The 25,449-nt window shown below is 63.3% G+C and carries 28 protein-coding genes and 1 tRNA gene; 5 read left to right on the top strand and 24 right to left on the bottom strand.

All coding sequences use genetic code 11. The features are described from left to right. Positions 1-68: 68 nt before the first annotated feature. The 3 genes from IC761_RS16235 to IC761_RS16225 all read right to left on the bottom strand — a co-directional run bounded on the left by IC761_RS16235 (position 69) and on the right by IC761_RS16225 (position 3,480). Complete coding sequence (locus tag IC761_RS16235) at positions 69-1,184, bottom strand: alpha/beta hydrolase family protein (protein WP_195804191.1); 1,116 nt, start codon at positions 1,182-1,184, stop codon at positions 69-71. Between the two features lie 264 nt (positions 1,185-1,448). Beyond that, complete coding sequence (locus IC761_RS16230) at positions 1,449-2,420, bottom strand: SDR family NAD(P)-dependent oxidoreductase (RefSeq protein ID WP_195804190.1); 972 nt, start codon at positions 2,418-2,420, stop codon at positions 1,449-1,451. A gap of 157 nt (positions 2,421-2,577) precedes the next feature. Next, complete coding sequence (locus tag IC761_RS16225) at positions 2,578-3,480, bottom strand: dihydrodipicolinate synthase family protein (RefSeq protein WP_195804189.1); 903 nt, start codon at positions 3,478-3,480, stop codon at positions 2,578-2,580. Between the two features lie 323 nt (positions 3,481-3,803). On the opposite strand from IC761_RS16225, the gene IC761_RS16220 reads away from it, so the two are divergent. After that, positions 3,804-4,043 (top strand): hypothetical protein, encoded by a 240-nt coding sequence (locus tag IC761_RS16220; protein ID WP_195804188.1) that lies wholly within the window; start codon positions 3,804-3,806, stop codon positions 4,041-4,043. 136 nt (positions 4,044-4,179) lie between these two features. Here IC761_RS16220 and IC761_RS16215 read toward each other — a convergent pair whose 3' ends face one another. Beyond that, a complete protein-coding gene (locus IC761_RS16215; protein ID WP_195804187.1) occupies positions 4,180-5,151 on the bottom strand; it encodes an alpha/beta fold hydrolase in 972 nt (323 codons plus the stop codon). Between the two features lie 121 nt (positions 5,152-5,272). On the opposite strand from IC761_RS16215, the gene IC761_RS16210 reads away from it, so the two are divergent. Next, a complete protein-coding gene (locus IC761_RS16210; RefSeq protein WP_195804186.1) occupies positions 5,273-5,902 on the top strand; it encodes a TetR/AcrR family transcriptional regulator in 630 nt (209 codons plus the stop codon). 208 nt (positions 5,903-6,110) lie between these two features. Then, positions 6,111-6,314, top strand: coding sequence for a hypothetical protein (locus tag IC761_RS16205; RefSeq protein WP_195804185.1), 204 nt, complete (start codon positions 6,111-6,113; stop codon positions 6,312-6,314). Between the two features lie 89 nt (positions 6,315-6,403). Here the strand turns inward: IC761_RS16205 and IC761_RS16200 are convergent, their stop codons facing one another. The 8 genes from IC761_RS16200 to IC761_RS16165 all read right to left on the bottom strand — a co-directional run bounded on the left by IC761_RS16200 (position 6,404) and on the right by IC761_RS16165 (position 13,024). After that, entirely contained in the window at positions 6,404-8,014 is a 1,611-nt protein-coding gene (locus IC761_RS16200) for an ATP-dependent nuclease (protein ID WP_195804184.1), read from the bottom strand. 282 nt (positions 8,015-8,296) lie between these two features. After that, positions 8,297-8,374, bottom strand: a tRNA-Pro gene (locus tag IC761_RS16195). A gap of 120 nt (positions 8,375-8,494) precedes the next feature. Then, complete coding sequence (locus tag IC761_RS16190) at positions 8,495-9,070, bottom strand: MerR family transcriptional regulator (RefSeq protein WP_195804183.1); 576 nt, start codon at positions 9,068-9,070, stop codon at positions 8,495-8,497. A gap of 24 nt (positions 9,071-9,094) precedes the next feature. Further along, entirely contained in the window at positions 9,095-9,436 is a 342-nt protein-coding gene (locus tag IC761_RS16185) for an integration host factor subunit alpha (protein WP_195804182.1), read from the bottom strand. A gap of 133 nt (positions 9,437-9,569) precedes the next feature. After that, entirely contained in the window at positions 9,570-10,550 is a 981-nt protein-coding gene (locus IC761_RS16180) for a beta-ketoacyl-ACP synthase III (protein ID WP_195804181.1), read from the bottom strand. Then, positions 10,547-11,608 (bottom strand): phosphate acyltransferase PlsX, encoded by a 1,062-nt coding sequence (gene plsX, locus IC761_RS16175; protein ID WP_195804180.1) that lies wholly within the window; start codon positions 11,606-11,608, stop codon positions 10,547-10,549. The genes IC761_RS16180 and plsX overlap by 4 nt, the downstream gene beginning before the upstream one ends. Before the next feature lie 298 nt (positions 11,609-11,906). Then, a complete protein-coding gene (locus IC761_RS16170; RefSeq protein ID WP_195804179.1) occupies positions 11,907-12,476 on the bottom strand; it encodes a YceD family protein in 570 nt (189 codons plus the stop codon). Then, a complete protein-coding gene (locus IC761_RS16165) occupies positions 12,473-13,024 on the bottom strand; it encodes a ubiquinol-cytochrome C chaperone family protein (protein ID WP_195804178.1) in 552 nt (183 codons plus the stop codon). The genes IC761_RS16170 and IC761_RS16165 overlap by 4 nt, the downstream gene beginning before the upstream one ends. Before the next feature lie 98 nt (positions 13,025-13,122). Here IC761_RS16165 and IC761_RS16160 point away from each other — a divergent pair, with 98 nt between their 5' ends. Together IC761_RS16160 and IC761_RS16155 are read left to right on the top strand one after the other, a co-directional pair. Next, positions 13,123-13,650, top strand: a complete 528-nt coding sequence (locus tag IC761_RS16160; RefSeq protein ID WP_195804177.1) for an outer membrane protein assembly factor BamE — start codon at positions 13,123-13,125, stop codon at positions 13,648-13,650. A gap of 130 nt (positions 13,651-13,780) precedes the next feature. Further along, complete coding sequence (locus IC761_RS16155) at positions 13,781-14,794, top strand: Bug family tripartite tricarboxylate transporter substrate binding protein (protein WP_195804176.1); 1,014 nt, start codon at positions 13,781-13,783, stop codon at positions 14,792-14,794. Positions 14,795-14,886: 92 nt separating this feature from the next. On the opposite strand, the gene IC761_RS16150 is transcribed toward IC761_RS16155, so the two are convergent. From IC761_RS16150 to IC761_RS16095, 12 genes are all read right to left on the bottom strand, one after another. After that, on the bottom strand, positions 14,887-17,007 hold the full coding sequence (locus IC761_RS16150) for a sodium-translocating pyrophosphatase (protein WP_195804175.1): 2,121 nt from the start codon (positions 17,005-17,007) through the stop codon (positions 14,887-14,889). 250 nt (positions 17,008-17,257) lie between these two features. After that, the gene (thiL, locus tag IC761_RS16145; protein WP_195804174.1) at positions 17,258-18,256 is read right to left on the bottom strand and encodes a thiamine-phosphate kinase; all 999 of its coding nucleotides are present in this window, start codon (positions 18,254-18,256) and stop codon (positions 17,258-17,260) included. Positions 18,257-18,285: 29 nt separating this feature from the next. Further along, positions 18,286-18,780, bottom strand: coding sequence for a transcription antitermination factor NusB (gene nusB, locus IC761_RS16140; protein ID WP_195804173.1), 495 nt, complete (start codon positions 18,778-18,780; stop codon positions 18,286-18,288). Positions 18,781-18,783: 3 nt separating this feature from the next. After that, positions 18,784-19,275 (bottom strand): 6,7-dimethyl-8-ribityllumazine synthase, encoded by a 492-nt coding sequence (gene ribH, locus IC761_RS16135; protein ID WP_195804172.1) that lies wholly within the window; start codon positions 19,273-19,275, stop codon positions 18,784-18,786. 95 nt (positions 19,276-19,370) lie between these two features. After that, positions 19,371-19,994, bottom strand: coding sequence for a riboflavin synthase (locus IC761_RS16130; protein WP_195804171.1), 624 nt, complete (start codon positions 19,992-19,994; stop codon positions 19,371-19,373). A gap of 1 nt (position 19,995) precedes the next feature. Continuing rightward, on the bottom strand, positions 19,996-21,144 hold the full coding sequence (gene ribD / locus IC761_RS16125; RefSeq protein ID WP_195804170.1) for a bifunctional diaminohydroxyphosphoribosylaminopyrimidine deaminase/5-amino-6-(5-phosphoribosylamino)uracil reductase RibD: 1,149 nt from the start codon (positions 21,142-21,144) through the stop codon (positions 19,996-19,998). Next, positions 21,141-21,623, bottom strand: coding sequence for a transcriptional regulator NrdR (gene nrdR / locus IC761_RS16120; RefSeq protein ID WP_195804169.1), 483 nt, complete (start codon positions 21,621-21,623; stop codon positions 21,141-21,143). The genes ribD and nrdR overlap by 4 nt, the downstream gene beginning before the upstream one ends. Positions 21,624-21,638: 15 nt before the next feature. Beyond that, a complete protein-coding gene (gene glyA / locus IC761_RS16115) occupies positions 21,639-22,943 on the bottom strand; it encodes a serine hydroxymethyltransferase (protein WP_195804168.1) in 1,305 nt (434 codons plus the stop codon). Positions 22,944-23,218: 275 nt separating this feature from the next. Then, the gene (locus IC761_RS16110; protein WP_195804167.1) at positions 23,219-23,440 is read right to left on the bottom strand and encodes a hypothetical protein; all 222 of its coding nucleotides are present in this window, start codon (positions 23,438-23,440) and stop codon (positions 23,219-23,221) included. 37 nt (positions 23,441-23,477) lie between these two features. After that, positions 23,478-23,714 carry a hypothetical protein gene (locus IC761_RS16105; RefSeq protein ID WP_195804166.1) on the bottom strand — a complete coding sequence of 79 codons (237 nt, stop codon included), beginning with the start codon at positions 23,712-23,714 and terminating at the stop codon, positions 23,478-23,480. 212 nt (positions 23,715-23,926) lie between these two features. Continuing rightward, entirely contained in the window at positions 23,927-24,445 is a 519-nt protein-coding gene (ldtR, locus tag IC761_RS16100; protein WP_027529973.1) for a transcriptional regulator LdtR, read from the bottom strand. Positions 24,446-24,833: 388 nt separating this feature from the next. Then, a complete protein-coding gene (locus IC761_RS16095; protein WP_195804165.1) occupies positions 24,834-25,337 on the bottom strand; it encodes a DUF6163 family protein in 504 nt (167 codons plus the stop codon). Positions 25,338-25,449 lie beyond the last annotated feature (112 nt).

The raw sequence follows: 25,449 nt of genomic DNA, 5'->3' as shown, positions 1-25,449 counted from the left end.
AGAGCGATAACGATTCATCCTAAGCTAATCTCATCGCGCTTTAGCCCGTCGCCGTCGAATCTCCGCGCTCAGATCCGCCGACCCGTCGCGCCGAGTTGGGATTCGAGCCAGTCGAAGATGTATTCGTTGGCAAGGCTCGGATTGTCCGCATGGGCCTGCGCCGCGCCGGTCTCGGCCGCGGTGAACACCTTCAGCACGATATCCGAGCTGCCGAGCCGGGATTTCTGCACGATCTGACGGGCCCGGTCGGCCTTGAGCCAGCCGTCCTCGCCAAGTGTGATCAGCACCGGACAGTCGACGCTGGAGGCCATCAGCGGCGAATGCGACACCGGGACGATGCTGAGGTCGCTCATCGCAAAGCGGCTGGCGAAGAACGACCGCTCGTGCAGGTCCCACAGGCCGCCGTCACACACGGCCGCGGCAAGCCGCGGCTCCTGCAAGACCGCACGGGCCACGAAGGAGGATCCCCACCCGTCCGCCACGATCGCGACGCGGTCGAAATCGACGTCGCTGCGCGCCTCCAGATAGTCCATGACACTGCCGATCGAGCTCTCGAGATCCCTGCGATGCAGGAGCGTATCGACATAATCGTCACGCTGGTCGCCGAGCAGGTCCAGCGCCAGCATCGAGAAGCCGCGCTCGCGCGCGTGCGGCGCGAGCTTGAACAGAAACTCTTCCTTGCGATGGCCGGGCTCGCCGACGCAGATCACGGCCGGAGCGCGCCCGCTCGCCGACGGCGCAGGCAGGAAGTAGCCCTGCAGCGAATGTCCTTCGATCCAGGGCACCGTCACCACTTCGCCGGCCGGATCGCGGGCCGCGAGGAAGCGCCGGGCGCATTCCTGCATCGCGAGCACCGCCACCCAGCGGCGTTCGTCGGCCGTGTCGAGCGGCATCGCGGCCGCGCTGTAGTAGTTCATGGCGCGCAGCCAATTGCGCTGCGCGGTCACCCTGTGGCCCTCTGCGAACGCAGCCTCGGCGCGCTGCCGATTGGCCTGCGCCAGCCTCTTCCACTCGCGGTGCCATGATTGTTCGTCGCCGCGCTTCAGCTGCCGCGCGATCATCAGACACTCTGCGATGGTGGCGCCGCCCTCCTGGGCCGCGGTGAGCAGCCGGGTGAATTCAGCGGAGATATCCTCTCTCTCCGGGCAGAGGATCCAATCGTCGGAGAGGCATGCGGGTATCATCGGAGCTATGCTCTATCGTGGCCTTACGCCTGATTCACTAAACTATTTTAGTTCGCCAACCAAGCTGGCTTGCTTCAAATGAGACAGCTTTAAGATCACCATCGCTTGAACGCGGGAATACCGCCGCATGCGTGATATTCCGTTTCGTCATACACGAAAGAAATGCACTGCGGATGCAGCGAATAAAAGAATATGTACGCTGCTTGCAATGATGGTCATCATACATAAAGAGCGCGCGGTCGTTGACAGTCTCAGCCAATAAAATCAGCCGAGCCGCCAGCCAACCTCCTGGGTAAAGCTCTCGTAGAAAGCGCGGTCATAGGCCTGCTCCGGTGTCGCGCGCACGCGCTCGTCGAGGCGCCTGGCGTCCTCGCCGACCAGGATTCGCCATCGCTCCGCCTTCACGCCGTCGAGAATGATCTTTGCGGCTTGTGCCGCCGTCGTCGGCGCATCCTCCAGGAAGCTGCGGGCGCGCTCGGCGAACGCCGCCTGAATCTCGTCATCAGACTTTTTGTCAGCATCTGGCACGCCCGCCGCGACCATGCGCGTGCGGGTCAGCGCGACCTCGTCGGCGCTCAGACGGTCCGATCCATCGCCACTTTGCACCTTGCGTGAGTTGGAGACGATGGAGGTGCCGATATGGCCGGGCATCACCACCGAGCATTTGACGTGGGGCGCGTGCAAACGGAGGTCGTTGACCAGCGCCTCGGTAAAGCCCTTCACCGCGAACTTCGCCGAGCTGTAGGCGGTGTGGGCCTGGTTCATGCCGATCGAGGCCCAGAAGCCGTTGACGCTTGCGGTATTGACGATGTGCGCCTCGTCCGCCTTGACCAGCATCGGCAGGAAGGTGCGGACGCCGAGATAGACGCCGCCCCAGCAGATGTTGAAGGTTCGCTCCCACTGCTCGCGGGTGTTGGTGAACAGGCTGCCGCCACCGCCGATGCCGGCATTGTTGAACAGCAGATGGATGTTGTCCGTCATCTGCTGCTCGGCGAGCTCGTCGCGAAAGCGCTTGAGATGATCCTCGATCGAGACGTCGGCGACATGCGTGGTCACGCGCAATCCCTGCGGCAGCTTCTCGACCTCACAGAGCCGCTTGGTCTCGGCCATCGCGGCTTCCGAGACGTCGCACATCGCGACATTGCAGCCTTCGGCGACGAGCTGTCGGGCCAGCTCCCGCCCCATGCCCGTGCCGCCGCCGGTGACGACGGCGATCTTTCCTGCAAATTCCTTCATGGGATTTCGACCCCTCCCCTTGTCGGTCTGTTTCTTTGCCGCCGCGCCGCTCGCGCGGGCGAGCGCAAATGTAGCAGCGCCGCATCCGCAGGTAAAAGCGGATCGGCGCTGCCATTCCGGATCAGTTCTGCCCGGATCAGTTATCTCGGCGGACGAACTATTCCGCGGCCTCGAGGCGGGGCAACGCGCCGAGCGCCTCCAGCGCCTTGCGGATCGCGGCCTGCTGCGCCGGCGAGGCCTCCGGCATCGGTGCGCGCGGATATGTCCGCGGCAAGCCCTGGAGCGTCTGCGCATAGCGCGTACAGGCCGGCAGATTGTCGGCGATGATCGCATTCCACAGCGTCAGCAGCTTCTTGTGCAGCTCGAGCGCGCGGGGATGGTCGCCTGCCTTCACCGCATCCCACAGCGCGACGGAGGCATGCGGCGCGGCGGTCAGGATCGCGGCGATCGAGCCATGGGCGCCAAGCGTGTAGGACGGATACATCAGGGCATCGACGGCGCTGTAGATCAGCTTGTCCGGCGCCATCATCATGAGGTCGGCAAACAGCTTGAGATCGCCCGCGCTCTGCTTGACGCCGACCACCAGCGGCACCTCGGTCATGATCCGCGTCAGCAGCGCCGGCGACAGATAGGACCACGGCACGACGTTATAGATGATGATGGGCATGCCGGTCTCATCGGCCATGGCGCGGAAGTGCGCCACCATCGCCTCGTCGTCCGGCTTGAACAGATAGTGCACCGGCGTGACCTGGAGGGCTGCGACATTGATGTCGCGCACGAGCTTGCCGCGGCGGATCGCGTCACGTGTCGAATCGACGATGATGCCGGCGATCACGGGAATGCGTCCTCTGACCGCCTCTACCGTCGCGTCCATCAGGTCGCGAAATTCCTCGTGATCGAGCGTGTGGCCCTCGCCGGTCGAGCCGCCGGCAGCGACGCCATGGGCGCCGGCGCCGATCATCCAGTCGACCTGGGGCGCCAACAGCTTGTAGTCGATCTCGCCGTCCTTGCGGAACGGCGTCGTCATCGGCGGGATCACGCCGGTCGGTCTTGCCTTCATGGTCTGCCCTCGCGCTTCCTTGGTGCTATGGCGGTCCCGCTCTGTCGGCGAGGATCCGCACAGAAGGGAGCCTATCGGCTCCGCCGCCTCTGTGAAGAGGGCGCCGGCGCGAGGCTGCCCCCGGAATCCAACATTCCTGCGATCATCCCTGTTGGTTCCCCGTAATTGTCCGGCTTCGGGTTAAGGGGAATTTTTTTACAATCCGAATCGTCAAATGGGGATGCTGGGGCGAGTCGACCCGGCCGGCGTGTCGTTTACGACACAGGCTGTGGCACTCGGCTTGCATCCTCCTCGTGGTCGAAACTACCGATGAGGTGATTGGAATGTTCATAACCGTCGTTGCCGTGCTCTGCCGGCTTGGCGCCGCTGCCTCAGGCAGCTGTGTCGAGGAAATCGTGACCGACAGCAACATGACGCCCGAGATGTCGATGATGGCGTGCGCGGTCGGCGCTCAGGCGCCCTTGGCGAAATGGATGGACGAGCATCCGATCTATCACGCCAACTGGCGCCTCGACCGCTACAAATGCGTGCCGGGCCATTACGAGATCAAGGGCCACGCCTAAAGGCCCCGCAAAACTACACTCCCAGAGGAAACGCCCCGGAGGCCGCCTTCTCCCTCCCGCGCGACACGATCAGCGCCAGATCTCGCGAGCGTCAGCTCTCGCCAGCGCGCAGCGTGACATCAGTCACGCTCCCTCTTTAAGCCATTGCCCGTAAAATCATCGCACGCGCCCGCCGGCCCTCCGGCGTCGGCATCAGCGCGTAATTGTGCGGCTGGTCGCGCCACAGATGCAGCTCGACCGGGACACCTGCGGCCCGCGCGCGCGCAGCGAGGTCGACGCTATTGGGGTAGAGCAGATCGCGCGTGCCTGAAAAGATCGTCATCGGCGCAAGGAAACGGAACGCGCCGTTGAGCGGGCTGACAAAGGGATGGCCGATATCGAGCTCGCCGGCATAGAGCCGTCCCGCCTCGATGATGCCCGGAATATCCTGGATCGGATCGCGCGCGGCGATCTCCGTTTGCTCAGGGCGGCTGACGGACGCGTCGGCTCCAGGTGAGATCAATATCAGCCGGTTCGGCTGGCGGTGGCCGCGGTCGCGCAGCCATTGGCACGCGGCCAGCGCAAGACCCGCGCCGGCGGAATTGCCGACCACCGTAACCTTTGCGGGCCCCGCATCCTCCAGCAGCATCCGCAACAGCTCGGCCGTCCTCGGCACGACATCTTTCGCGGTCACGCGCGGCGCAAGCGGATAGATCGGCACGACGCAGACGACGCCCGCCTTGCGCGTCATCTGGCCTACAAAGCGCCAATGCGCCGGAACGATCTCGTTGATGTAGCCGCCGCCATGCAGGAACATGACGAAGTTGCAGCCCTCATGGCCCGACGACGGCGCGGTGTAATAGACCGGCCATCCGCCCATCTTGGTCAGCGTCGCCTCGACGCCGCGGCCAAGCCCCGTCGGCTCGAACGTTACAGGCTCCAGCGCGAGCTTCTGCACATGCGCCTGCACGGCCTCGGCGGATGCGAGCTGCTGCTTGTACGGGAGCTGCCGCAGCAGCAGGTTAAAGAGGCGGCTCTGCAAGCTCGGCGCGGGATCGTTTGAAGACGCGGCCCATGCAAAAGGACATTCGCAAAGCCGCCCAATCGACAGCATCTTCGCAACGCTCATGCTCCTGCCCTCATTTGCTGCGCCCGACCGACACCAACTTGCTTCTATCTATGGGATGCCAACCGTGCCTATAATGCGAGCATTCGCTCGCTTTTCCTACTCGCATTCAGATCACAAGGCCGTGGCCCGCAAACCGCCCACAACACCCCGGAAAAATGCCTCGCAGGAGCGATCCCGCGCCACGGTCGACGCACTGGTCGAGGCAACTGCTCGCATTCTGGTGCGCGAAGGTTTTGAGAAGACGAGCACCAACCGGATCGCCGAGATCGCCGGCGTCAGCGTCGGCTCGCTCTATCAATATTTCCCGAGCAAGGAGGCGCTGGTTGCCGCCGTGATCGAGCGTCACAACCAGGAGATCATGGATGTCGTCCGCACGACGCTCACGGAGGTCACGGACCTGCCGATCGAGAAAGCCGTGCGCCGCCTCGTCACCGTCGCGATCGACGCACACCGCATCAATCCTGAGCTCCATCGCGTCCTCGCCGAGCAGATCCCGCGTGCAGGAAAGCTCGATGTCGAAGCCGTCAACCGCGAGGTCCATACCCTCGTCCGCACCTATTTCGAGAACCACTACAAGGAAATGCGCAAGATCGACCTCGATGTCGCAACCTTCATCTGCGTCAGCGCGATCGAAGCGATCGCGCACAACACGGTGCTGAACCCGAGCGAGATGCTGCCGGAGAAGATGGTGAGGACGCTGGTGGATGAGACGACAAGAATGGTGGTCGGGTTTTTGCGACCGGCCACATAGCATTCCGACGTTCGCCGAAAGGCACTGTCGCGCAGGTTGACCGAATCGAGACGATCCGGCATCCGCCCTGTTACACAACTGTCGCACTTCAAGAACACGTGCGTGAGGCAGCCTTGGGGGTTGAACCGGACATAAACGCCCTACCTATCCAGGCAAGCGGCAAAATACCTGAGAAAGTTCATTAATGCAGTCATCTGAATGGGAGAGAATGGCTGTCGCCGGGACGATTGCGCTCCTCTCGATATCCTTGTTGGCGGTCGACGCGGTCGTGGACCTCAATCTGAGCGGGTTCGTCAAGCGCCTGGAAAGCACGCAAGCGTCCATTGTGGACGTCGTGGGGCACTATCAACTCGCCTTCGACGTCCGGGCACGGGCTCGCGGCAAGGCTGCTCCGGCGCAGTGTGCCGATTAGGGCGCTGACCGCAGTTTATATCCCGACGCTGGAACCCGCGACAAAGTTCGACTGAATTGCGGATTTGATACTCTGTCTGCGTATCGCAACTATGGTGCAACTGATCCGGAGCTGATCTGAGGTGGGTGGTCGATGACCTGAGCAACGACTCTTAGCAGGGAAGCAGCGAAGCTTCGCGCGTCGGCGAACCTTTCATCTTCCTCAAGGTCGAGCTGTAAGACTGATGCCAACCATTCGGCCTTGTTTTTGCGCGAAAAGCCCCTGCAAAAGCCCTCTAGCTCACCTTCTTTAAGAATTAAGAGACCTACGGCCTCTGACGCAACACATATCTTCTCAAACGCATTGACGAGATCGGCATCAGCAAATCCTCGGTAGCCGTCTTCCTTGACTCGTTGCCAGGGCGAGGAACTCTTTCCGATCTCAGCTATTTGCTTCCGCGATTGGTCCGTGTTGGAATCGCCTTTCCGCGACTCGGCAGCAATCCGTTCGAGGTCTAGCGCGATTTCCGTTGCCGACGATTCTAATCGTTTTGATTGCACCTTGGTGACGAGCAGCGTCACCTCTTTTTCCACTTCGCTTGGATTTCCGCCCATAGTCGAAAACAATGAAAGGAATTTGGTTTTGTCCGAAAGCACATCGATATCGACAACGGCTATGACGGGAACACTTACGAGCTTCAAGGCTTTGGCGATTCCGGAAACCTTGTCCTTCCCCCCGAAATGATAAAATCGAATATCTGGCCGGCGCTGCTCTGTGGTAACCGCGTCGAGCAATGCCCGAAAAAATCGAGCATCTGACTCTCCTTCGCAAATGATTGCCGCCTCGTGAAAGAGGGCCGAAAGCACATCTGAGGTGCGCAAAAGCGGATCAATCCAAAGGTTGGTTATCTGGCCGGAATCTAACACCGATACGACAGTCGAATCATCCCTCTTGCGATCGATCCGAGCCACTGCAACTCGATTGCCCGAGGCATCTAGCAAACCTCGTACAAATTCGTCGCTGTGGGTAGCGACAATGATTTGAGTTTGTTCAGGCGTATCCCGTGCAATTACATCGGCAAGCTTGCGGATCTGGGGCGGATGCAGAAATGCCTCTGGTTCGTCAATCAGAACCACCCTTCTTGAATTCACAAGCAGACTAAGCATCAATCCGGCAAAACTTCGCATTCCATCACCTTGTCGCTCGAGCTGTGGGAGCCGAGCGAGCCGCGCGACGGTCTCGCGGGAGATACCTGTCGCGGTGGTGGGATAATGTTCTTTGCATACATGAAGCCGCAATTTGTCCCCGGCCAGCCGGTTCAATACGAGCTTCAGCCCAAAAATGCGTTCGAACAACGAGCTAATATTCAGCTCAGTCGCTTCGTCAAATTCAAGCCACTGTATTGGTTTTTTCGATTGTTCTGGCCGGCTTTCGCGAACTGATGGATTAGCTGCCTCGAGCCGCTTTATTGCAGTTAGATGAGTGATGAACAATCCAGCGGCACGCGAACCGACAAACTTCTTCTTTACGTCTGTCTCAAACTCCGAGACGCGATAGGGTCTTCCTTCGATTGTCGTATAGCCTAGTTGGTCTACTGGAAGGGAGTTTAGGTTTGCGTGCTCGACGAATGCGGCCATTGAGCCCCCAGCGTGCACCCGAATTGATCGCACGAGAGGACCAAGCTTCTCACCTTCGATCATGTGATCGAAGATTTCTGTCAATGTAGAGCTCTTACCGACATTATTCGCCCCGGTAAGTACTAAGATCGAGTCGGGTCGGAGAGGAATTTGCGTCCCGTCTGAAAACTCAACGGCTGCAAGATGCAGGTCCAAAACGTTCTGCGTCACCCCCGGAGGTTGAGCGGTCTGCCTCTCACCCGGAGGCTGGGCGGCCAACCGCTTCCACCGATCCCACCAGTTCATTTGGGTCCTTGATGGGCCTGCGCCAAGTACCGTGCTGGCTACCTAGCTAGAACCGAGATGCCCTGAAATCCGGCAAAATATTGGTCGGAGCGAGAGGATTTGAACCTCCGACCCCTAGTCTCCCAGACTAGTGCGCTAACCGGGCTGCGCCACGCTCCGAACGCCGTTCCATTAGCTAGGATCGCCGCTTTGCGCAAGGCGAGCCACGCCATTTTGGTGTCTTTGGTACCTCTGCCCCCAAGTGCCCGGAACTGACCGCAAAGACGACGAAAAGCGCCCTCAGCCGTCCTTCAGCGCGTGATCGAGCATGTCCTTGCAGGCGACGAGGTCGCCGAGCACCCGTTCCAGCCGCTCCCGGTCCAGCGCGCTGGGGCCGGCCGGCGCGGCCGTGCCGCCTTTGCGGAAGGTGGTGAGGATATCCTCGTCGTCGACCTCGGCGAAGCGGAAGTCGATGCCCTCCTCTTCGTCGCCCTGGTAGTCGTTTTCGTCGGCATCCGAGACGCCCTTGATGGGCGCCTCGTCCTCAGGCTCCATCAGGCTCGCCCCGATGGCGTCCTCGATCGCCCCGAACGACACCGCGGCCGAGCCGTCGGCCAACCCCTGCACGGACTTGACCCCGTGCTCTTTCAGGATCCGCTGCACCCCCCGGATGGTGTAGCCCTCCCCGTACAGGAGACGGCGGATGCCCTTGAGCAGGTCGACATCGTCGGGGCGGTAGTAGCGGCGGCCGCCGCTGCGCTTCATCGGCTTGATCTGGGCGAATCGCGTCTCCCAGAACCGCAGCACGTGCTGCGGGATGTCGAGTTCCTGCGCTACTTCGCTGATGGTTCGGAACGCATCCGGCGCCTTGTCCAAATGCCAATCCTTTCCGAAAGGCGATTACGCCTCGGGTTGAGCCTTGCTGGCGTCGCCATTGGTGCGGTGCTGGGCGTTGATCCGCTGCTTCAGGATCGCCGACGGCTTGAAAACCATCACCCGGCGCGGCGAGATCGGCACTTCGGTGCCGGTCTTCGGATTACGACCGATACGCTGACCCTTCTTGCGCACCATGAAGGAGCCGAACGAGGACAGCTTCACCGTCTCGCCCCGCTCGAGGCAGTCGGTGATCTCCTTCAGCACGAGTTCCACGAAGGCGGACGACTCCGTGCGCGACAGACCCACCTTCTGGTAGACGGCCTCGCAGAGATCAACACGCGTTACGGTTTTACTTTGATCGGTCATCGCCCTGCCCCACATCACGGCGAACAATTGTTGTCTGAAATTAGGAGGTTACGATACGGCGGTCAACAGCGCTCATCAATGCAGAAGCATCGATAATCGCGACTGATTCCGGCAAAATTTTATCGACTGTGGCTTACCAGCGCACGAGCGCGGAGCCCCAGGTGAAGCCGCCGCCCATCGCTTCCAACAGCACCATATCGCCGCGCTTGATGCGGCCGTCCTTGCGCGCCACCGACAGTGCCAGCGGAATCGAGGCGGCCGACGTGTTGCCGTGACGGTCCACCGTCAGCACCACCTTCTGCGGTGCGATATGAAGCTTGTGGGCGGACGCGTCGATGATTCGCTTGTTGGCCTGGTGCGGCACGAACCAGTCGATGCTCTCGGCGTTCAGGCCGGTCGCCTCGAAGGCGTCGACGATCACGTCGGTGATCATGCCGACGGCATGCTTGAAGACCTCGCGGCCCTCCATGCGCAGATGGCCGACGGTCTGGGTCGAGGACGGCCCGCCATCGACGTACAGTTTTGCCTTGTGGCGGCCGTCGGAGCGCAGATGCGTGGTGACGACGCCGCGATCGGTTGCGGCGTTGCCCTGCTGCTCCTGCGCCTCCAGCACGATCGCGCCGGCGCCGTCGCCGAACAGCACGCAGGTGCCGCGATCGTTCCAGTCGAGGATGCGCGAGAAGGTCTCGGCGCCAATCACCAGCGCGCGCTTGAAAGCGCCGGTGCGCAGGAAATTGTCAGCCGTCGCGAGCGCGAACACGAAGCCCGAGCAGACGGCCTGGAGGTCGAAGGCCGCGCCGTGGTTGATGCCGAGCCCGTGCTGCACGGCGACTGCGGTCGCCGGAAAAGTGTTGTCCGGCGTCGAGGTCGCGAGCACGATCAGGTCGATCGACTGCGCGTCCATGCCGGCGTCGGTGAGCGCGGCCTGCGCCGCCTTGATCGCGAGATGCGAGGTGAATTCGCCCTCGGCCGCGATGTGCCGCTCGCGAATGCCGGTGCGCTGCACGATCCACTCGTCGGACGTGTCGATACGTGCCGCCAACTGGGCGTTGGTCACCACCTGCTCCGGCAAATAAGAGCCGCAGCCCAGCACGACCGAACGAATTTGAGTCACGAAACAGCCTCCTGCGCGGTCTGCACGGAATTGAGTGCGCCACCCTCGCGGTTGAGCATCTGATTGATCTTGTTCAGGAGATCGAATTTGACCATCTCATAGCCAACATCGATCGCATAGGCAAAGCCTTCGGCGCTGATTCCGCCATGGCTCTTGACCACGAGTCCGTTCAATCCGAGGAACACCCCACCATTGGATTTGTTGGGGTCCATTTTATCGCGCAGGGCCTGGAAGGCGCCCCGTGCAAAGAGATAGCCGAGCTTGGACAGCCAGCTCCGCTGCATCTCGTTGCGGAGCAGTTCCGCCATCTGGCGTGCGGTTCCCTCGGCGGCCTTGAGCGCGATGTTGCCGCTAAATCCCTCGGTCACGATCACGTCGGCGCGGCCCTTGCCGATGCCATCACCCTCGACGAAACCGAGATAGTCGAGCTCCGGCAGGTTCATCGCGCGCAGCGTTTCGCCGGCCTCGCGGATCTCCTCGTGGCCCTTGATCTCCTCGGTCCCGATATTGAGCAGGCCAACCGTCGGACGCGGATTGTTGAACAGCACGCTTGCCATCGCCGCTCCCATGATCGCAAGCGATACGAGGTGGTGAGAATCGCCGCCAATGGTGGCGCCAAGATCGAGCACGACGGAATCGCCACGCTTGGTCGGCCATATCCCGGCGATGGCCGGACGGTCGATGCCCGGCAACGTGCGCAGGTTGAAGCGCGACATCGCCATCAGCGCGCCGGTGTTGCCGGCGGAGACGGCGACATCGGCCTCGCCCTTCTTCACCGCATCGATGGCAAGCCACATCGAGGAGGTCTTGCGGCCGCGCCGCAGCGCCTGGCTCGGCTTGTCCTCCATGCTGACGGCGACGTCGGTATGGATGATTCGGGAGGCGGCCTTGAGCGCGGGGTGTTTCTCGAGTTCGGGCTCGATCCGCGCGCGGTCGCCAACCAGCAGGAATTCGGTCTCGCGATGCCTGCCGAGCGAGATGGCAGCGCCTGGAATGACCACAGCGGCGCCGACGTCGCCCCCCATGGCGTCAAGCGCGATACGAACCTTGCTAGGCATGAAAGTCCCGGAAACCTGGTCTGGTGCGGTCGTCAACGATCGGGGCCGCAAAATGGGTTCGCCATGGACATGGCGACCGGCCAAGCGCGACGTCGCACCCGGACCGGGGCGCGACAATAGCGTTTTGTTATCCCGAAACAACCTCCTGCCCCCAGCCTTTTGGATTCAGGTCGATCTGGCTGAGAGGTCGCAAATTCACATAAATGTCATATACATCAGATGGATATGACGAATTCTCAATGCATCCGGCAAACTACCTCACGGCCCGCCGCAAGGATTCGCACGGGGAATGCGCGAGCTATCGGCCCTTCTTCTTGTCCTGGAGCGCCTTCAACGCCGCGAACGGATGGTCCTCCGGGTCAGGCGCGATGGTCTCCGTCTCGAACACCGCCCCAGGCTTGCGCGGATAGGGATCGATCGCCAGGAACAGCGCATCAGTGGCAAGCCTGCCGAGGTCGATGATGCCGTTGACGATCGCCTCCGGCGGATCGGCGACATCAGGCGGATTCTGGTCGTCCTGCCCCTCCTCGATCAAATCGGCCAGTCGCCGCGCTTCGGCCTCGGGCGCGAATGTCAGGTCGATCTCCTCGTCGATCTCGTTCTCGATCGGATCGAGCGTGACAACGCAGGTCTGGCCGATCAGTGCACGGACATGGCCTGTGACATGCACTCTGCCGCCGCTCTTCGGCACGACGTCGAAGTCGGCATGGGCCGACAGGATGTCGCGCACCCCCGCGAGATCGGCCATGGCCCGACGCTCGGCAGCCGAGGCCTCGAGCTCACGGTGCAGGCCGGTGTCGGGAATCTGGGCGACCGTCACGGGCGAGCGCCAGGGGTCGGATGCGGATCCTGTCGTCGGTCGATTCATGGCGTCTCCTTCCCACGAGGCGGCGCGGGAAATTTGAAGGATCCGCGCAGCAGCGCGGGCTCATCGGTGCGGCCAAGATCAGCCTCGGCGGCCGCCGCGTAAGCTGCAAGCCGCAGCGCGTGATCCATCCCGGCGCCGTTCAAGATATTCTTGCGGATCGCCTGCGCCAGCGCTTCGGCGCCGGCATCGATGGCTTGGTCATAGGCCTGAACGCGGCCGTAAAAGGCCTCGCCAAAGGCCCGCATCCGCTTCGGGACCGTCTGGTCGCCCACGCCCATCTCGCGCAGATTGTCGTCCATATCCTCGCAGAAGCGATCAAACAGGGCCTGCGACAGCTCCACGCCGCCCTGGGCGGTCCGCAGGCGCCGCAGCAACAGCCAGAGGTGCAGCAGCAACAGGTCGAAACGGCCATTAACCGTATCCGGCACGCCCAAGTCCCGGTAAAATATGGGTTCTCGTGCCTGCGTCACGATCATGCCATAGATGGCCTCAATGGTGCCGGCCGGGGCTAGCCGGGGTTTCCTGAAGTGATTGAACGGCCAAAGCATTGTGGTTTCCGCAAGCGGGCGCGCGCGAGTTGCATTCAGAGCCTCCGCCCGGTACTTCAGCGCCTCGCGCGACGCAAGGGGACGGAATCAGTTCCGCAATGACCATAACGACCCAGACCCGCCTGCGCGCCGTCAGACCGCGCGGCCTCCATTCGCGCTGGCGCGCCATGAATTTCGGCTGGCGCGGCTTGAATTTGCGCTGGCGCGGCCTGCGCATGCTCGCGGCCGCCACCCTGGTCGGCGCAGCACTTACTGGCTGCACCGGTGAGCAATTCCAGAAAGGCTACATCCTGCCGCCGGGGGCGCTCGAGCAGATTCCGATCGGCGCGAGCCAGGATCAGGTTCTGATCGTGATGGGCACGCCCTCCACTGTCGCCACCCTCGACGGCGAGGTGTTCTACTACATCTCGCAGCGCTCCGAGCGCATCGTCGCCTTCATGGACCAGAAGCTGGTCGACCAGCGCGTGATCGCGATCTATTTCGACAAGAACCGGCGCGTGCGCCGGCTTGCGAATTACGGTCTCCAGGACGGCAAGATCTTCGACTTCATTAGCCGGACCACGCCGACGTCGGGTCAGGAGATGAGCTACCTCGCGCCGCTGTTCAAGCTGCTCAGCTTCAACTGAGGTCTTGCGGCGACTTTTCGGCCTGCGGCGTCGTGCCGCTATCCGCGCGGCACGTGCCGTCGCGCGCGACTTGCCGTTGTGGGCCCGGTTCCATAGGCTCCCTGCAAAACAAGAAGCAGGGAGTGGATTCGTGCCCGAGACATTGCAGACAAGATTTCTGTCCCGTCGTCGCGTGCTCGCCGGCGTTGCCGGTCTTTCGGCGGCAGCCGTCCTGCCGCGATCGAGTCTGGCGGACTGGAAGCCGACCGAAAATGTCCGCGTCATCGTGCCGGCTGCGGCCGGCGGCTCGACCGACGTAATGGGCCGACTGCTCGCCGCCCATCTGCAAACCGCCTGGGGCCAAACGGCTGTCGTGGAAAACCGCTCCGGCGGCGGTGGCACGATCGGCACGGCCGAGGTGGTGCGCTCGAAGCCTGACGGCCACACTATCCTGATCGGCAATCCCGGTCCGAACGCGATCGCCTACAGCATCTTCAAGAACCTCAGCTACAAGCCGGACCAGCTCCAGCCAGTCTCCAACATGATCCGGATCCCGAACATCGTCTCGGCGCATCCGAAGACCGGCATCAAATCGGTCGCCGAGCTGATCGCCTATCTCAAGGCCAATCCGGACAAGCTCAGCTACGCCTCGTCAGGCGTCGGTCAGAGCCCTCACCTCACCGGCGCCTGGTTCCTCCAGCTCACCGGGCTGAAGATGACGCACATCCCGTTCCGCGGCGCCGGCCCTGCGCTGCAGGCCGCCCTTGCTGGCGACATCCAGATCCTGTTCGACAATCTCTATCCGAGCCTGCCGCAGGTCCAGAACGGCACGCTCAACGGGCTCTGCGTCACCACCACCGAGCGCAGCGAGCTCGCACTGAGCCTGCCGACCATGCGCGAGAGCGCGCCAGAGCTCGCGAACTTCGACGTATCATCCTGGTTCTCGGTTTTTCTGCCCAAGGGCGTTCCAGCCCCCGTTCTCGAGGCGCTCAATCTCCAGGTCAAGGCGATGCTGGAGCGCGACGACATGAAGAAGCAGATCGCCGCGATGGGCGCCCGCGCCGACTACGGAACGCCGCAGCAGTTTGCCGACTTCGTTGACGCCGAGACGAAGAAGTTCGCCGGCATCATCCAGAAGGAAGGGCTGCAAATGGATGTGCAGTAGGTGGCGTCTCCGTCATTGCGAGCGTAGCGACGCTCCAAACAAAAACCCCGCGGCTCGTGCCGCGGGGTTTTGTCTTGCGTTGTTGTCCCAGCTCAGTGCGCCAGGATCGCCAGCAGCAGCAGGGCCACGATGTTGGTGATCTTGATCATCGGGTTCACCGCCGGTCCCGCCGTGTCCTTGTAGGGATCGCCGACGGTGTCGCCGGTCACCGCCGACTTGTGGGCATCGGAACCCTTGCCGCCGAAATGGCCGTCCTCGATGTACTTCTTGGCGTTGTCCCAGGCGCCGCCGCCCGAGGTCATCGAGATCGCGACGAACAGGCCGGTCACGATCACCCCGAGCAGCATCGCGCCCACCGCCGAGAACGCCGCCGACTTGCCGGCCGCGCCGCCACCGGCGATGGCGTAGATCAGGAAGTAGACGACGATCGGCGACAGCACCGGAAGCAGCGAGGGGATGATCATCTCCTTGATCGCCGCCTTGGTGAGCAGGTCGACCGCCTTGCCGTAATCCGGCTTGTCGGTGCCCTGCATGATGCCCGGCTTCTCGCGGAACTGCCGGCGCACCTCCTCGACGATGGCGCTGGCCGCGCGTCCCACCGCCGTCATGCCCATCGCGCCGAACAGATACGGCAGCAGGCCACCGAACAAGAGGCCAACAACAACGTAGGGGTTGTTGAGCGAGAAGTCCGGATTGACCCCCTTGAAGTAGACGTGGTTCGCCGAGTCGGCGATGAAGAACTTGAGGTCCTGGTTGTAGGCCGCAAACAGCACCAGCGCGCCGAGACCGGCGGAGCCGATCGCGTAGCCCTTGGTCACCGCCTTGGTGGTATTGCCGACCGCGTCGAGTGCGTCGGTCGACTTGCGCACCTCCTTGGGCAGGCCTGCCATTTCGGCGATGCCGCCGGCGTTGTCGGTCACCGGGCCGAAGGCGTCGAGGGCCACGACCATGCCGGCGAGCGCCAGCATGGTGGCGGTGGCGATCGCGATGCCGAACAGGCCGGCCAGGCTGTAGGTGACGAGGATGCCGGCGATGATGACGAGTGCGGGCAGCGCGGTCGCCTCCATCGAGACGGCGAGGCCCTGGATCACGTTGGTGCCGTGACCGGTCACCGAGGCCTGGGCGATCGACTTCACCGGGCGATAGTCGGTGCCGGTGTAGTACTCGGTGATCCAGATGATCAGCGCGGTGACGACGAGGCCGACCACGCCGCATTCGAACAGCGCCATGCCGGTAAACTCGACGCCATCGAGCTTGCTGAAACCGATCAAGGTGTAGATCACCCCGGCGATGCCGATCAGCGACAGCACGCCGGTTGCGATCAGGCCTTTGTAGAGCGCGCCCATGATCGATTGGCTCGGCCCGAGCTTGACGAAGAAAGTGCCGATGATCGAGGTGATGATGCAGATGCCGCCGATGGCGAGCGGCAGCGTCATCATGTTCATAAGGATCGGCGTCTTGGCGAAGAAGATCGCCGCGAGCACCATGGTCGCGACCGCGGTCACCGCATAGGTCTCGAACAGGTCGGCGGCCATACCGGCGCAGTCGCCGACATTGTCGCCGACGTTGTCGGCGATGGTGGCCGGGTTGCGCGGATCGTCCTCGGGAATGCCGGCCTCGACCTTGCCCACGAGGTCGCCGCCGACGTCCGCACCCTTGGTGAAGATGCCGCCGCCGAGACGGGCGAAGATCGAGATCAGCGAGGCGCCGAAGCCGAGCGCCACCATGGCGTCGACCACGACACGGCTGTCGGGCGCGAGCTTCAGCGAATAGACCAGGAAGCCGAAATAGAGCGTGACGCCGAGCAGCGCCAGACCCGCCACCAGCATGCCGGTGATCGCGCCCGCCTTGAAGGCGAGCTCGAGGCCGCCGGCAAGCGACGTCGTCGCGGCCTGCGCAGTGCGCACATTGGCGCGGACCGAGACGTTCATGCCGATGAAGCCGGCGGCGCCTGACAGGATGGCGCCGACGGCAAAACCGATCGCGACGTAAAGCCCGAGGAAATAGACGAGCAGCACGAAGATGACGATGCCGACGATGCCGATCGTGGTGTATTGACGCCGCAGATAAGCCTGTGCGCCTTCACGCACCGCTCCCGCGATCTCCTGCATGCGCGGCGACCCCGCATCCGCGCTCAACACCGAAGACGTCGCCCAAATCGCGTAGACGACGGAAAGCACTCCGCAGAGCACTATCAACCATAATGCTGTCATGTGATTTTTTGCCTCAGATCCTTGATGTACGTACCCCCGGCGCCTTTTGTTGTCCGTCGTGCGGTGCGGCGCCTTGATTTTGAACAAGGCCGCCCCTCGCCCGAAGGGACGGCCTCAGTCGGTCGCGAGCTTGCCAAAATCAAATTGAGGGTGCAACGCCGGATAAGGCCGAAAAAGCCGATCTTGGCAGGTATTTAGGACTAGTCCCAAACCTTTGGTCCTGAGAGCGAACGTCGGTTTGGAGCAATTCCTAGAAGTGGCTGTAGGACAGCCGCTTCAAAGCCAGTTCCTGCCCCTGCCCGTCCAGGAAGCGCGGCCGTTCGCGGCCCTCGACGATGGTGCCGATCGCCGTGACGGCGACGCCAACCGCCTGCCCCGCGGCAATCAGCGCATCGCTCTGCGCCGGCGAAACGGTGCACAGCACCTCGTAATCGTCGCCACCGGCAAGCAGCGTCTCAACGCAAACGGCATTGCGCGCGACGAGGTCTCTCGCTGCGGTTGAGAGCGGCACGCTCGCTACCTCCACCGTGGCTGAAACTCCCGACGCAGCGCAGAGCTTTGTCAGATCGCCGGCGAGCCCGTCGGAGACATCCATCGCGGCCGTCGCATGGTCGCGCACGGCCTGCGCCAGCGCGTTGCGGGGCTGCGGAATACGATAGCGCGAGATCAACGCATCCCTTGCAGCGGGATCAGACGCGACCGCTCCCGCCGCCGCACCTCCCGTCAGCACGTCGAGACCAAGCGCGGCATCGCCGATCGTCCCCGTCACCAGGATAAGGTCACCCGGCCGCGCGCCGGTGCGACCGATCATTCGGCCCTTTGGCACCCGGCCGAAGGCGGTGATCGAGATCATCTGCGGGCCCGGCGTCGACACGGTATCGCCGCCAAGCAGCGGGCACGCGAAGGTCTTTGCGTCCTTGCCGAGCGCATCCGCGAACGGCCGGAGCCAGGCATCCTCCTTGCTGCGCAGCGCCAGCGTCAGCACAAAGCCCGCAGGCTCTGCGCCCTTCGCAGCGAGATCGGACAGGTTCACCCGCAGCGCCTTGCGGGCGATGCTGTCGGGGGGATCGGTGGCAAGATAATGCACACCCTCGACCACCGCGTCGGTGGTGACGACGATGTCCTCGCCAGCCGAGGAGAGGATCGCGGCATCATCGACCAGGCCAAACGCACCGGGATCGGTCGCAAGCGGCTTGAAATAGAGCGCGATGAGGGAATCTTCGCCGGAAGGATTTTGCGGAGTGGTCATCAATGTCAGCCCCAACCTCCGGCGTCGTCCTACCCCCGCCCGAACTCGTCGCCGCGAAACTGGCGGCCGATCTGATCGAGCACCGCGTTGACCATACCGGTCTCCTCGCGGTCGACGAAGGCGTTGGCGACGTCGACATATTCGGACACCACGACGCGACCCGGCACGTCCTTGCGGTGCTGGAGCTCATAGGCTCCGGCCCGCAATACCGCGCGTAAAATCGCCTCGATGCGCTTCAGCGGCCAGCCCTTGGACAGCGCCTCATCGATCAGCGGATCGAGCTTCTTCTGGTCGCGCACGACGCCGGAGACGACGTCGCGGAAGAACGCGGCTTCGGCTGGCAGGTAGGTGTCGCCCTCGACCTCGTTGCCGAGCCAGTGGCTCTCGAACTCGGCAAAGATGTCGTTGATGCCGGCGCCCGCAATGTCCATCTGGTAGAGCGCCTGCACGGCCGCGAGCCGCGCTGCACCGCGCCGGTTCGCTTTCTTCTCCGTGAGCCCCGCCGGTTTCCTGCTGTCAGCCATGGCTCAGGCCCGCGTCAGGCGGCGTTTGATGCGCAGCATCGCGATCGCGGCCCGAGCGGCATCGCCGCCCTTGTTCAGCTCGCTCGCGCGTGCCCGCGCCCAAGCCTGGTCCTCATTGTTGACGGTGAGGATGCCGTTGCCGAGCGGCAGCTTTCGCGCCACCGCAAGATCCATCAGCGCGCGCGAGGATTCCTGCGAGACGATCTCGAAATGAATGGTATCGCCACGAATGACGCAGCCGAGCGCGATCACCGCATCGTAGGGCCTGCCGTTCGCCGCAGCCGCATCGACAGCGATGGCGACCGCGGCCGGGATCTCCAGCGCGCCGGGAACCGTGACGACGTCATGGGTCAGGCCGGCCGCCTTCAGCTCGGCCACCGCGCCGTCCAGCAGCGCGTCCTGGAGATCGTCATAGAACCGCGCCTCGACAATCAGCGCGCGCGCGCCGGAAATGTCGGTCTGGTCCTTCAGAGGTGCACGCCGTGCGTCAGCCATCGTTCAATCCGTTCTACTGGGGTCGGCGCTATGTAGTCGCCGCCAGCCAGTAAGCCAAGTTCAAAGACACTGTCATTTCGGGCCGGCTCTGCCGGTCATTTCATTTCCGTGAGCCGCGCCGCGTAGCGGGCCATCAGATCGACCTCGATATTGACCTCGGCGCCCGCTTTCCAGCTGCCGATCGTCGTGACAGTGAGCGTATGCGGGATGATCAGCACCGAAAAGGTCACATCCTTCACCGTATTGACCGTGAGCGACACGCCATCGAGCGTGATCGAGCCCTTGGTGGCGATGAAGCGCGCCAGCTCCCGCGTCGTCGAGAGCTCGAACCGCGCCATGTCCGGCAGGTCCTCGCGGCTGACGATAGTCGCGATCCCGTCCGCATGGCCGGCGACGATGTGACCGCCGAGTTCGTCGCCGATCTTGAGCGCACGCTCGAGATTGAGCTTGGTGCCCAGCTTCCAGTGCTTTGCCGTCGTCAGTGCCAGCGTCTCGGCGGCCGCATCGACGTCATACCAGGTCTTTTGAGTAGAATCCTTACCGCCTGCGACGCCGGAGGCAACCACGGTCAGGCACACGCCGTTGCTGGCGATCGAGGCGCCGTCGGCAATAGTGGTCTGATCGTAGCGGCAGGCGATGCGCAGCCGGTGCAGCTGGCCCTGCGCCACAGGCGTAAAGCTGACGATCTCGCCGATATCGGTGACAATGCCGGTGAACATGCTAGGCGCGCTCGTAGATGGTGAGAGTATCCTTGTCGAACGTTTCGCTAGCATGAACCTTGTAGACCTGCGACTGCGTGATTTTCGACAGGGGCAATGCATCGAGCGCATCGACGCCGTCTGCGCCCACCTCTTCCGCTCCGCGGAACAGCCAGATCTCGTCGACGAGATCGGACGCGACGAATGATGCCGCGACGCGACTGCCGCCCTCGACCATCAGCCGCGTGATGCCCTTTTCGAATAGCGCATGCAGCACGGCCGGAAGATCGAGCCCCGAGGCGGCCCCCGGCGGTACGCGGATGATCTGCGCGCCTGCGGCGCCAAGCCGCGTGACGGACGCGGCCTCTGCAAGCTCGGACGCCACCACCCAGAGAGGCGTCTCGCGGGCAGATTGCACGAGCTTGCTCGATGCCGGAATACGCAGGCTCTGGTCGAGCACAATCCGCACCGGCGAACGCGCCGCCATGCCCGGCAGACGGCAGGTGAGCTCCGGATCATCGGCAAGCACCGTACCGGCACCAACCAGGATGGCATCGCTCGAGGCGCGCAAAAGATGCACGCGGTTGCGCACGGCCTCGCCGGTGACGGCAACCGGCTTGCCGCCGGCTGCGCCGATCTTGCCGTCGGGCGAGACCGCGAGCTTCAGGATCACATGAGGCCGGTGATCGCGGATGCGGCGAAAATGGCCGGCGTGGTCGAAGGCGGCCTCGGTCGCGCACGGGCCCACTTCCACCGCAATACCCGCAGCGCGCAGCCGCGCATGGCCCTGCCCAGCCACTTCCGGATTGGGATCCTCGATCGCCGCCACCACCCGCTTGATGCCGGCCGCGATCACCGCATCCGCACAAGGCGGCGACTTGCCGAAATGCGAGCAGGGTTCGAGCGTGACGTAGAGCGTGGCGCCGCGCGCTGCCTCGCCTGCCCGTCGTAACGCTTCAGGCTCGGCATGCGGTCGCCCTCCCGGCTGAGTCCAGCCGCGGCCGACAATCACGCCATCTTTCACGATCACAGCGCCGACGGCCGGATTGGGCCAGGTGCGCCCCTGCCCGCGCTTGCCCAACGCCAGGGCAAGCTGCATGAAGCGGCGATCGGCATCCTTGGACTCGCGGGCCTTCTGCGCGAACTGATCCTCCAGGATGCGGAAGATCATTTGCGGATCGCGGCGAGCCGCGCTTCCTCCTCACCGGAGAGCTCGCCGAGTACCTCGGCGAAATCCTTGGCCTCGCGGAAGTTGCGGTAGACCGAGGCAAAGCGCACATAAGCGACGTCGTCGAGTGTGCGCAGATGCTCCATCACGGTCTCGCCGATCACCTCGGACGAGATCTCGGCTTCGCCCCCGGTCTCGAGCTCGCGCACGATGGTGGAGACCATCTTCTCCACCCGCTCCGGCTCGACCTGCCGCTTGCGCAAGGAGATCGACACCGAGCGCATCAGCTTGTCGCGGTCGAACGGCACGCGGCGGCCGTTGCGCTTGATCACCGTGAGCTCGCGCAGCTGCACGCGCTCGAAGGTGGTGAAGCGGAAATTGCAGGCGACGCACACGCGCCGCCTGCGGATCACGGAAGAGTCCTCGGTCGGACGCGAGTCCTTTACCTGCGTATCGAGACTGTTGCAGTTCGGGCAGCGCATCCGTGTACCTTGGCCTTACTGATAGATCGGGAACCGGTCGGTGAGTGCCTTGACCCGTTCCTTGATTGCGGCTTCCACCAGCGGTGCCTTGCCGTCGGAGGATTGCGCGATCGCGTTCAGGACCTCGGCGATCATGCCGCCGACCTGCTGGAATTCGGCGACGCCAAAGCCGCGGGTGGTCGCAGCCGGGGTGCCGAGCCGAATCCCGGAGGTGACGAAGGGTGACTCGGGGTCGAACGGAATGCCGTTCTTGTTGCAGGTGATGGCGGCACGCACCAGCGCCTTCTCCGAGGCGTTGCCCTTCAGCCCCTTCGGACGCAGATCGACCAGCATCAGATGGTTGTCAGTGCCGCCGGAAACAATGTCGAGCCCGTGGCCGCGCAGCGTCTCGGCGAGCGCCTTGGCATTCTCGACGACGTTCTTGGCGTAGAGCTTGAAGTCCGGACGCAGCGCCTCGCCGAACGCGACCGCCTTGGCCGCGATCACATGCATCAGCGGGCCGCCCTGGAGGCCCGGGAAGATCGCCGAGTTGAGCTTCTTGGTCAGCGTCTCGTCATTCCACAGCATCAGGCCGCCACGGGGACCGCGCAGCGATTTGTGCGTCGTGGTGGTAGTGACGTGCGCATAGGGCACGGGCGAGGCGTGCACGCCGCCGGCGACGAGGCCGGCGAAGTGCGCCATGTCGACCAGCAGGTAGGCGCCGACCGAGTCGGCGATCTCGCGGAAACGCTTGAAGTCCCAGGCGCGCGAATAGGCCGAGCCGCCGGCAATGATCAGCTTCGGCTTGATCTCTTCAGCCTGCTTCTGCACCGTGTCCATGTCGATGATCTGGTCCTCGCGGCGCACGGTGTAGTGCGCAGCCTTGAACCATTTGCCGCTCATGTTGACCGGCGAGCCATGGGTGAGATGGCCGCCGGCCGCGAGGTCGAGGCCCATGAAGGTGTCGCCGGGCTGGAGCAGTGCCAGGAACACCGCCTGGTTCATCTGGCTGCCCGAGTTCGGCTGGACATTGGCGAAGTTGGCGCCGAACAGCTTCTTGGCGCGATCGATCGCGAGGTTCTCGGCGACGTCGACCCACTCACAACCGCCGTAGTAGCGTGCGCCCGGATAACCTTCCGCGTATTTGTTGGTCATCACCGAACCCTGCGCTTCCAGCACAGCCCGGCTGACGATGTTCTCGGAGGCGATCAGCTCGACCTCGTGACGCTGCCGGCCGAGCTCACCCTTGATCGCGGCGGCGATCTCCGGATCGGCATCAACGAGCGAGGCGGTGAAAAACGAATCGGGCGCGGAGGCGGTTTTGGCGCTGGAAGAGGTCATCGGCGAATATCTCCACCGCCGCAGCCTTTTGGCGGGCTACGGGCAGGTCTGGTGTGGCGATCGGAAGCGATGGCGACTTACCACATCACCCCGCCCCGGCCAAGCATTTGCGGGTTGGGCGTGGCAATTATGCCAGATATGGTGGGGATCGCGGGGATTTGGAGCCCCGTCGGCCTGCGGGACTCGCCCGGCGGACGCCCTGGATCGGGCCGCCGGACCAGCGTATCGGTAACAATCGGCACTGTTGGTCTCGCGGCCGCCTGGCCGTCTCTCGTCTACAGCCCGGTATACCCCGCCTTTACCGGGTCGACGCTGCCGTCGAGCTGACGCAGATAGGTCAGGCCGCAGACCGTCAACCTGTGGGGGTCCTTCTCGCCGGCTTCCATCAGCGTGTTGAGGTAGTTGGTCACCTTGGCGCGCGCCTCCGCGCTCGCCGCGGACGTGCGGTTGGCGAGCAGGTCATAGGTCTGCATGATGCGGTCGATGGCGGCGTCCATGGCATCCTCTGGGTCTTGGCGATGTTGGAAATTTCGATCAGGCAACCGCTCTCGCCCCGGACTGGGCCTCGAACCTGGCGATCGCCTTGTTGGCGAGCCTGATCTTGTTGAACTCACGGTGCTGGAGCAGCTGGATGACGATCTCGAGCAGGCGCTCATTGGTGACGAGCGTGTCGGGGATCGCGCCGGAACGGCGGAGATAATTCGCGGCGATCGCGTAAGCATCGCTCACAAGCTCCACGTTCATAGCCTGCAACCCGCGTTCGACCAGCATCGCATCCTCCGATCCAGAGAGATAAGTGCGACGCTGGGAACGGGTTCCCTCCAGCGGGGAGATTTTTTCGCAAGCGCGAAACGACAAAACGCACCGGTCCGGGCAAAGCCGGACCGGCGCGCTTGGGGAAGTCAGGCACGTTCGGCAGGTACTTTAGGGACGGCTTGCCGGTCTTGTTGCGGGCCGGCTTGGCCTTGATCCCTTTGGAAAACTCAGAGCCGATACAGGATCTGGTCGGTCCAGAACCGCTCGAGGCGGTGCAGCGACTTGTTGAGGGTCGAGAACTCCTCGCCCGAGATGCCGCCGACCTGTTCCACGGTCTTGACGTGCTTCTGGTAGAGCGAGTCGACGATGCGGCGGACTTCCTGGCCCTGCGGCGTCAGGCGGATGCGCACCGAGCGGCGATCGACGCGCGAGCGCTGATGATCGAGGAAGCCGAGCTCGACGAGCTTCTTCAGATTGTAGGAGACGTTGGAGCCGAGATAGTAACCGCGCGTGCGCAGCTCGCCCGCAGTCAGCTCCTTGTCGCCGATGTTGTAGAGCAGCAGTGCCTGCACTGAATTGATGTCGGCGCGGCCGCGGCGATCGAACTCGTCCTTGATGACGTCGAGGAGACGGCGATGCAGCCGTTCCACCAGAGTCAATGCTTCCAGATAGAGCGACTGCACCGAACCCTGCGGGCCGGAAACGCGCTCTGCGGTATCTGCCGCAGTTGCGACGGCTTTCATCATGACACTTCCCCTGTTGTCGTTTTTATCGACACTTATTCGACGAAACTTGTGTCCCGTCCGATAGCTGCAACTTAAGGGGGCCGTTTGAAGATCGGCTTAAATAAGAGAATAAAGAGATCATGAATTTAAGACAGTGAATTGCGGATTAAGCCTGTGCCACAAGCACTTTTCGCAACCCTCTGTTGACCCTCGCAAGGTCCTGTTCACCCTCCGTCCGAACCGATTGTCACATTCCAGAACAGCCCCGCCCCGTTTCGAAACGCACGCGTAACGGCTGTGGCGGAAGGGCTGGGTTAGCGAAAAGTTACGGCGAATTTGACGCAACCAGCGGTCAACCACGAGCAACGCTCGTGTCCCGGCGAGATCAGACCGTAGGATGGGACGCGCGCTACGGCGGCCGCTCGCGTGCAGCCATCCAGGCGAGTGCGAGATAAGCGGCGAGCATGAAGGCCTCAACGCCGACCACGACCAGGCTGCCTCCATAGATGCCCGGGAACATCAATTCGATCACCGCCATCGACACCACGGTCGTGAGCCACACCACCGCGCCCCAGGGCGTGGCGAGCCAGAGGCCGACGGCGGCGACGAGCTCGATCACCGCGAAATAGATGGTCGAGGCCTGCCAGGCCATCGACTGGTTCTCGAACGCCTCGTCCTCGCCGCCGACGAAGCCCGTCACCTGCGCCCAGTGATAGAGGCCCTTGAGGATCGACAGCAGCGCCATCACCCGCAGGAACAGCACGAGCCGGCGCGTCCAGACATTGTCGTCGGACTCAGGCCGCTCCGACGAGATCGCTGCCACCGACATCGCATTGTCGCGGGCATTGTCTCTGACGGCGTCCCTGGCAGTGGCGCTGTCGCGGGCCGCATCGCGGGTGGAAATCTCGGACATGGCCCCTTCTGGCTGGTTCGCCCCGCAAAATCAATCGGCAGTCCATCTCTTGCGGCGGGTCAAGCCGCGGTGACGGGAACCATGCGAGCTGGTATAAGAATAATTCCAGCCG

Source organism: Bradyrhizobium commune (assembly GCF_015624505.1).
GTDB lineage: Bacteria > Pseudomonadota > Alphaproteobacteria > Rhizobiales > Xanthobacteraceae > Bradyrhizobium > Bradyrhizobium commune.
The sequence above is the reverse complement of the archived record's forward strand: the minus strand, read 5'-3'. Positions and strand labels throughout refer to the sequence as shown.

What these genes read in the sequence shown, in the direction of transcription:
- IC761_RS16185 (WP_195804182.1), bottom strand. Translation starts at nt 9,436, where the DNA reads ATGACCGATCAAAGTAAAACCGTAACGCGTGTTGATCTCTGCGAGGCC.
- ribD (WP_195804170.1), bottom strand. Translation starts at nt 21,144, where the DNA reads ATGATCTTCCGCATCCTGGAGGATCAGTTCGCGCAGAAGGCCCGCGAG.
- glyA (WP_195804168.1), bottom strand. Translation starts at nt 22,943, where the DNA reads ATGACCTCTTCCAGCGCCAAAACCGCCTCCGCGCCCGATTCGTTTTTC.
- IC761_RS16205 (WP_195804185.1), top strand. Translation starts at nt 6,111, where the DNA reads ATGGCTGTCGCCGGGACGATTGCGCTCCTCTCGATATCCTTGTTGGCG.
- IC761_RS16165 (WP_195804178.1), bottom strand. Translation starts at nt 13,024, where the DNA reads ATGCTTTGGCCGTTCAATCACTTCAGGAAACCCCGGCTAGCCCCGGCC.
- IC761_RS16130 (WP_195804171.1), bottom strand. Translation starts at nt 19,994, where the DNA reads ATGTTCACCGGCATTGTCACCGATATCGGCGAGATCGTCAGCTTTACG.
- plsX (WP_195804180.1), bottom strand. Translation starts at nt 11,608, where the DNA reads ATGCCTAGCAAGGTTCGTATCGCGCTTGACGCCATGGGGGGCGACGTC.
- thiL (WP_195804174.1), bottom strand. Translation starts at nt 18,256, where the DNA reads ATGACCACTCCGCAAAATCCTTCCGGCGAAGATTCCCTCATCGCGCTC.
- ldtR (WP_027529973.1), bottom strand. Translation starts at nt 24,445, where the DNA reads ATGATGAAAGCCGTCGCAACTGCGGCAGATACCGCAGAGCGCGTTTCC.
- IC761_RS16095 (WP_195804165.1), bottom strand. Translation starts at nt 25,337, where the DNA reads ATGTCCGAGATTTCCACCCGCGATGCGGCCCGCGACAGCGCCACTGCC.
- nusB (WP_195804173.1), bottom strand. Translation starts at nt 18,780, where the DNA reads ATGGCTGACAGCAGGAAACCGGCGGGGCTCACGGAGAAGAAAGCGAAC.
- nrdR (WP_195804169.1), bottom strand. Translation starts at nt 21,623, where the DNA reads ATGCGCTGCCCGAACTGCAACAGTCTCGATACGCAGGTAAAGGACTCG.
- IC761_RS16160 (WP_195804177.1), top strand. Translation starts at nt 13,123, where the DNA reads ATGACCATAACGACCCAGACCCGCCTGCGCGCCGTCAGACCGCGCGGC.
- IC761_RS16220 (WP_195804188.1), top strand. Translation starts at nt 3,804, where the DNA reads ATGTTCATAACCGTCGTTGCCGTGCTCTGCCGGCTTGGCGCCGCTGCC.
- IC761_RS16215 (WP_195804187.1), bottom strand. Translation starts at nt 5,151, where the DNA reads ATGAGCGTTGCGAAGATGCTGTCGATTGGGCGGCTTTGCGAATGTCCT.
- IC761_RS16230 (WP_195804190.1), bottom strand. Translation starts at nt 2,420, where the DNA reads ATGAAGGAATTTGCAGGAAAGATCGCCGTCGTCACCGGCGGCGGCACG.
- IC761_RS16150 (WP_195804175.1), bottom strand. Translation starts at nt 17,007, where the DNA reads ATGACAGCATTATGGTTGATAGTGCTCTGCGGAGTGCTTTCCGTCGTC.
- IC761_RS16110 (WP_195804167.1), bottom strand. Translation starts at nt 23,440, where the DNA reads ATGGACGCCGCCATCGACCGCATCATGCAGACCTATGACCTGCTCGCC.
- IC761_RS16105 (WP_195804166.1), bottom strand. Translation starts at nt 23,714, where the DNA reads ATGCTGGTCGAACGCGGGTTGCAGGCTATGAACGTGGAGCTTGTGAGC.
- IC761_RS16235 (WP_195804191.1), bottom strand. Translation starts at nt 1,184, where the DNA reads ATGATACCCGCATGCCTCTCCGACGATTGGATCCTCTGCCCGGAGAGA.
- ribH (WP_195804172.1), bottom strand. Translation starts at nt 19,275, where the DNA reads ATGGCTGACGCACGGCGTGCACCTCTGAAGGACCAGACCGACATTTCC.
- IC761_RS16170 (WP_195804179.1), bottom strand. Translation starts at nt 12,476, where the DNA reads ATGAATCGACCGACGACAGGATCCGCATCCGACCCCTGGCGCTCGCCC.
- IC761_RS16225 (WP_195804189.1), bottom strand. Translation starts at nt 3,480, where the DNA reads ATGAAGGCAAGACCGACCGGCGTGATCCCGCCGATGACGACGCCGTTC.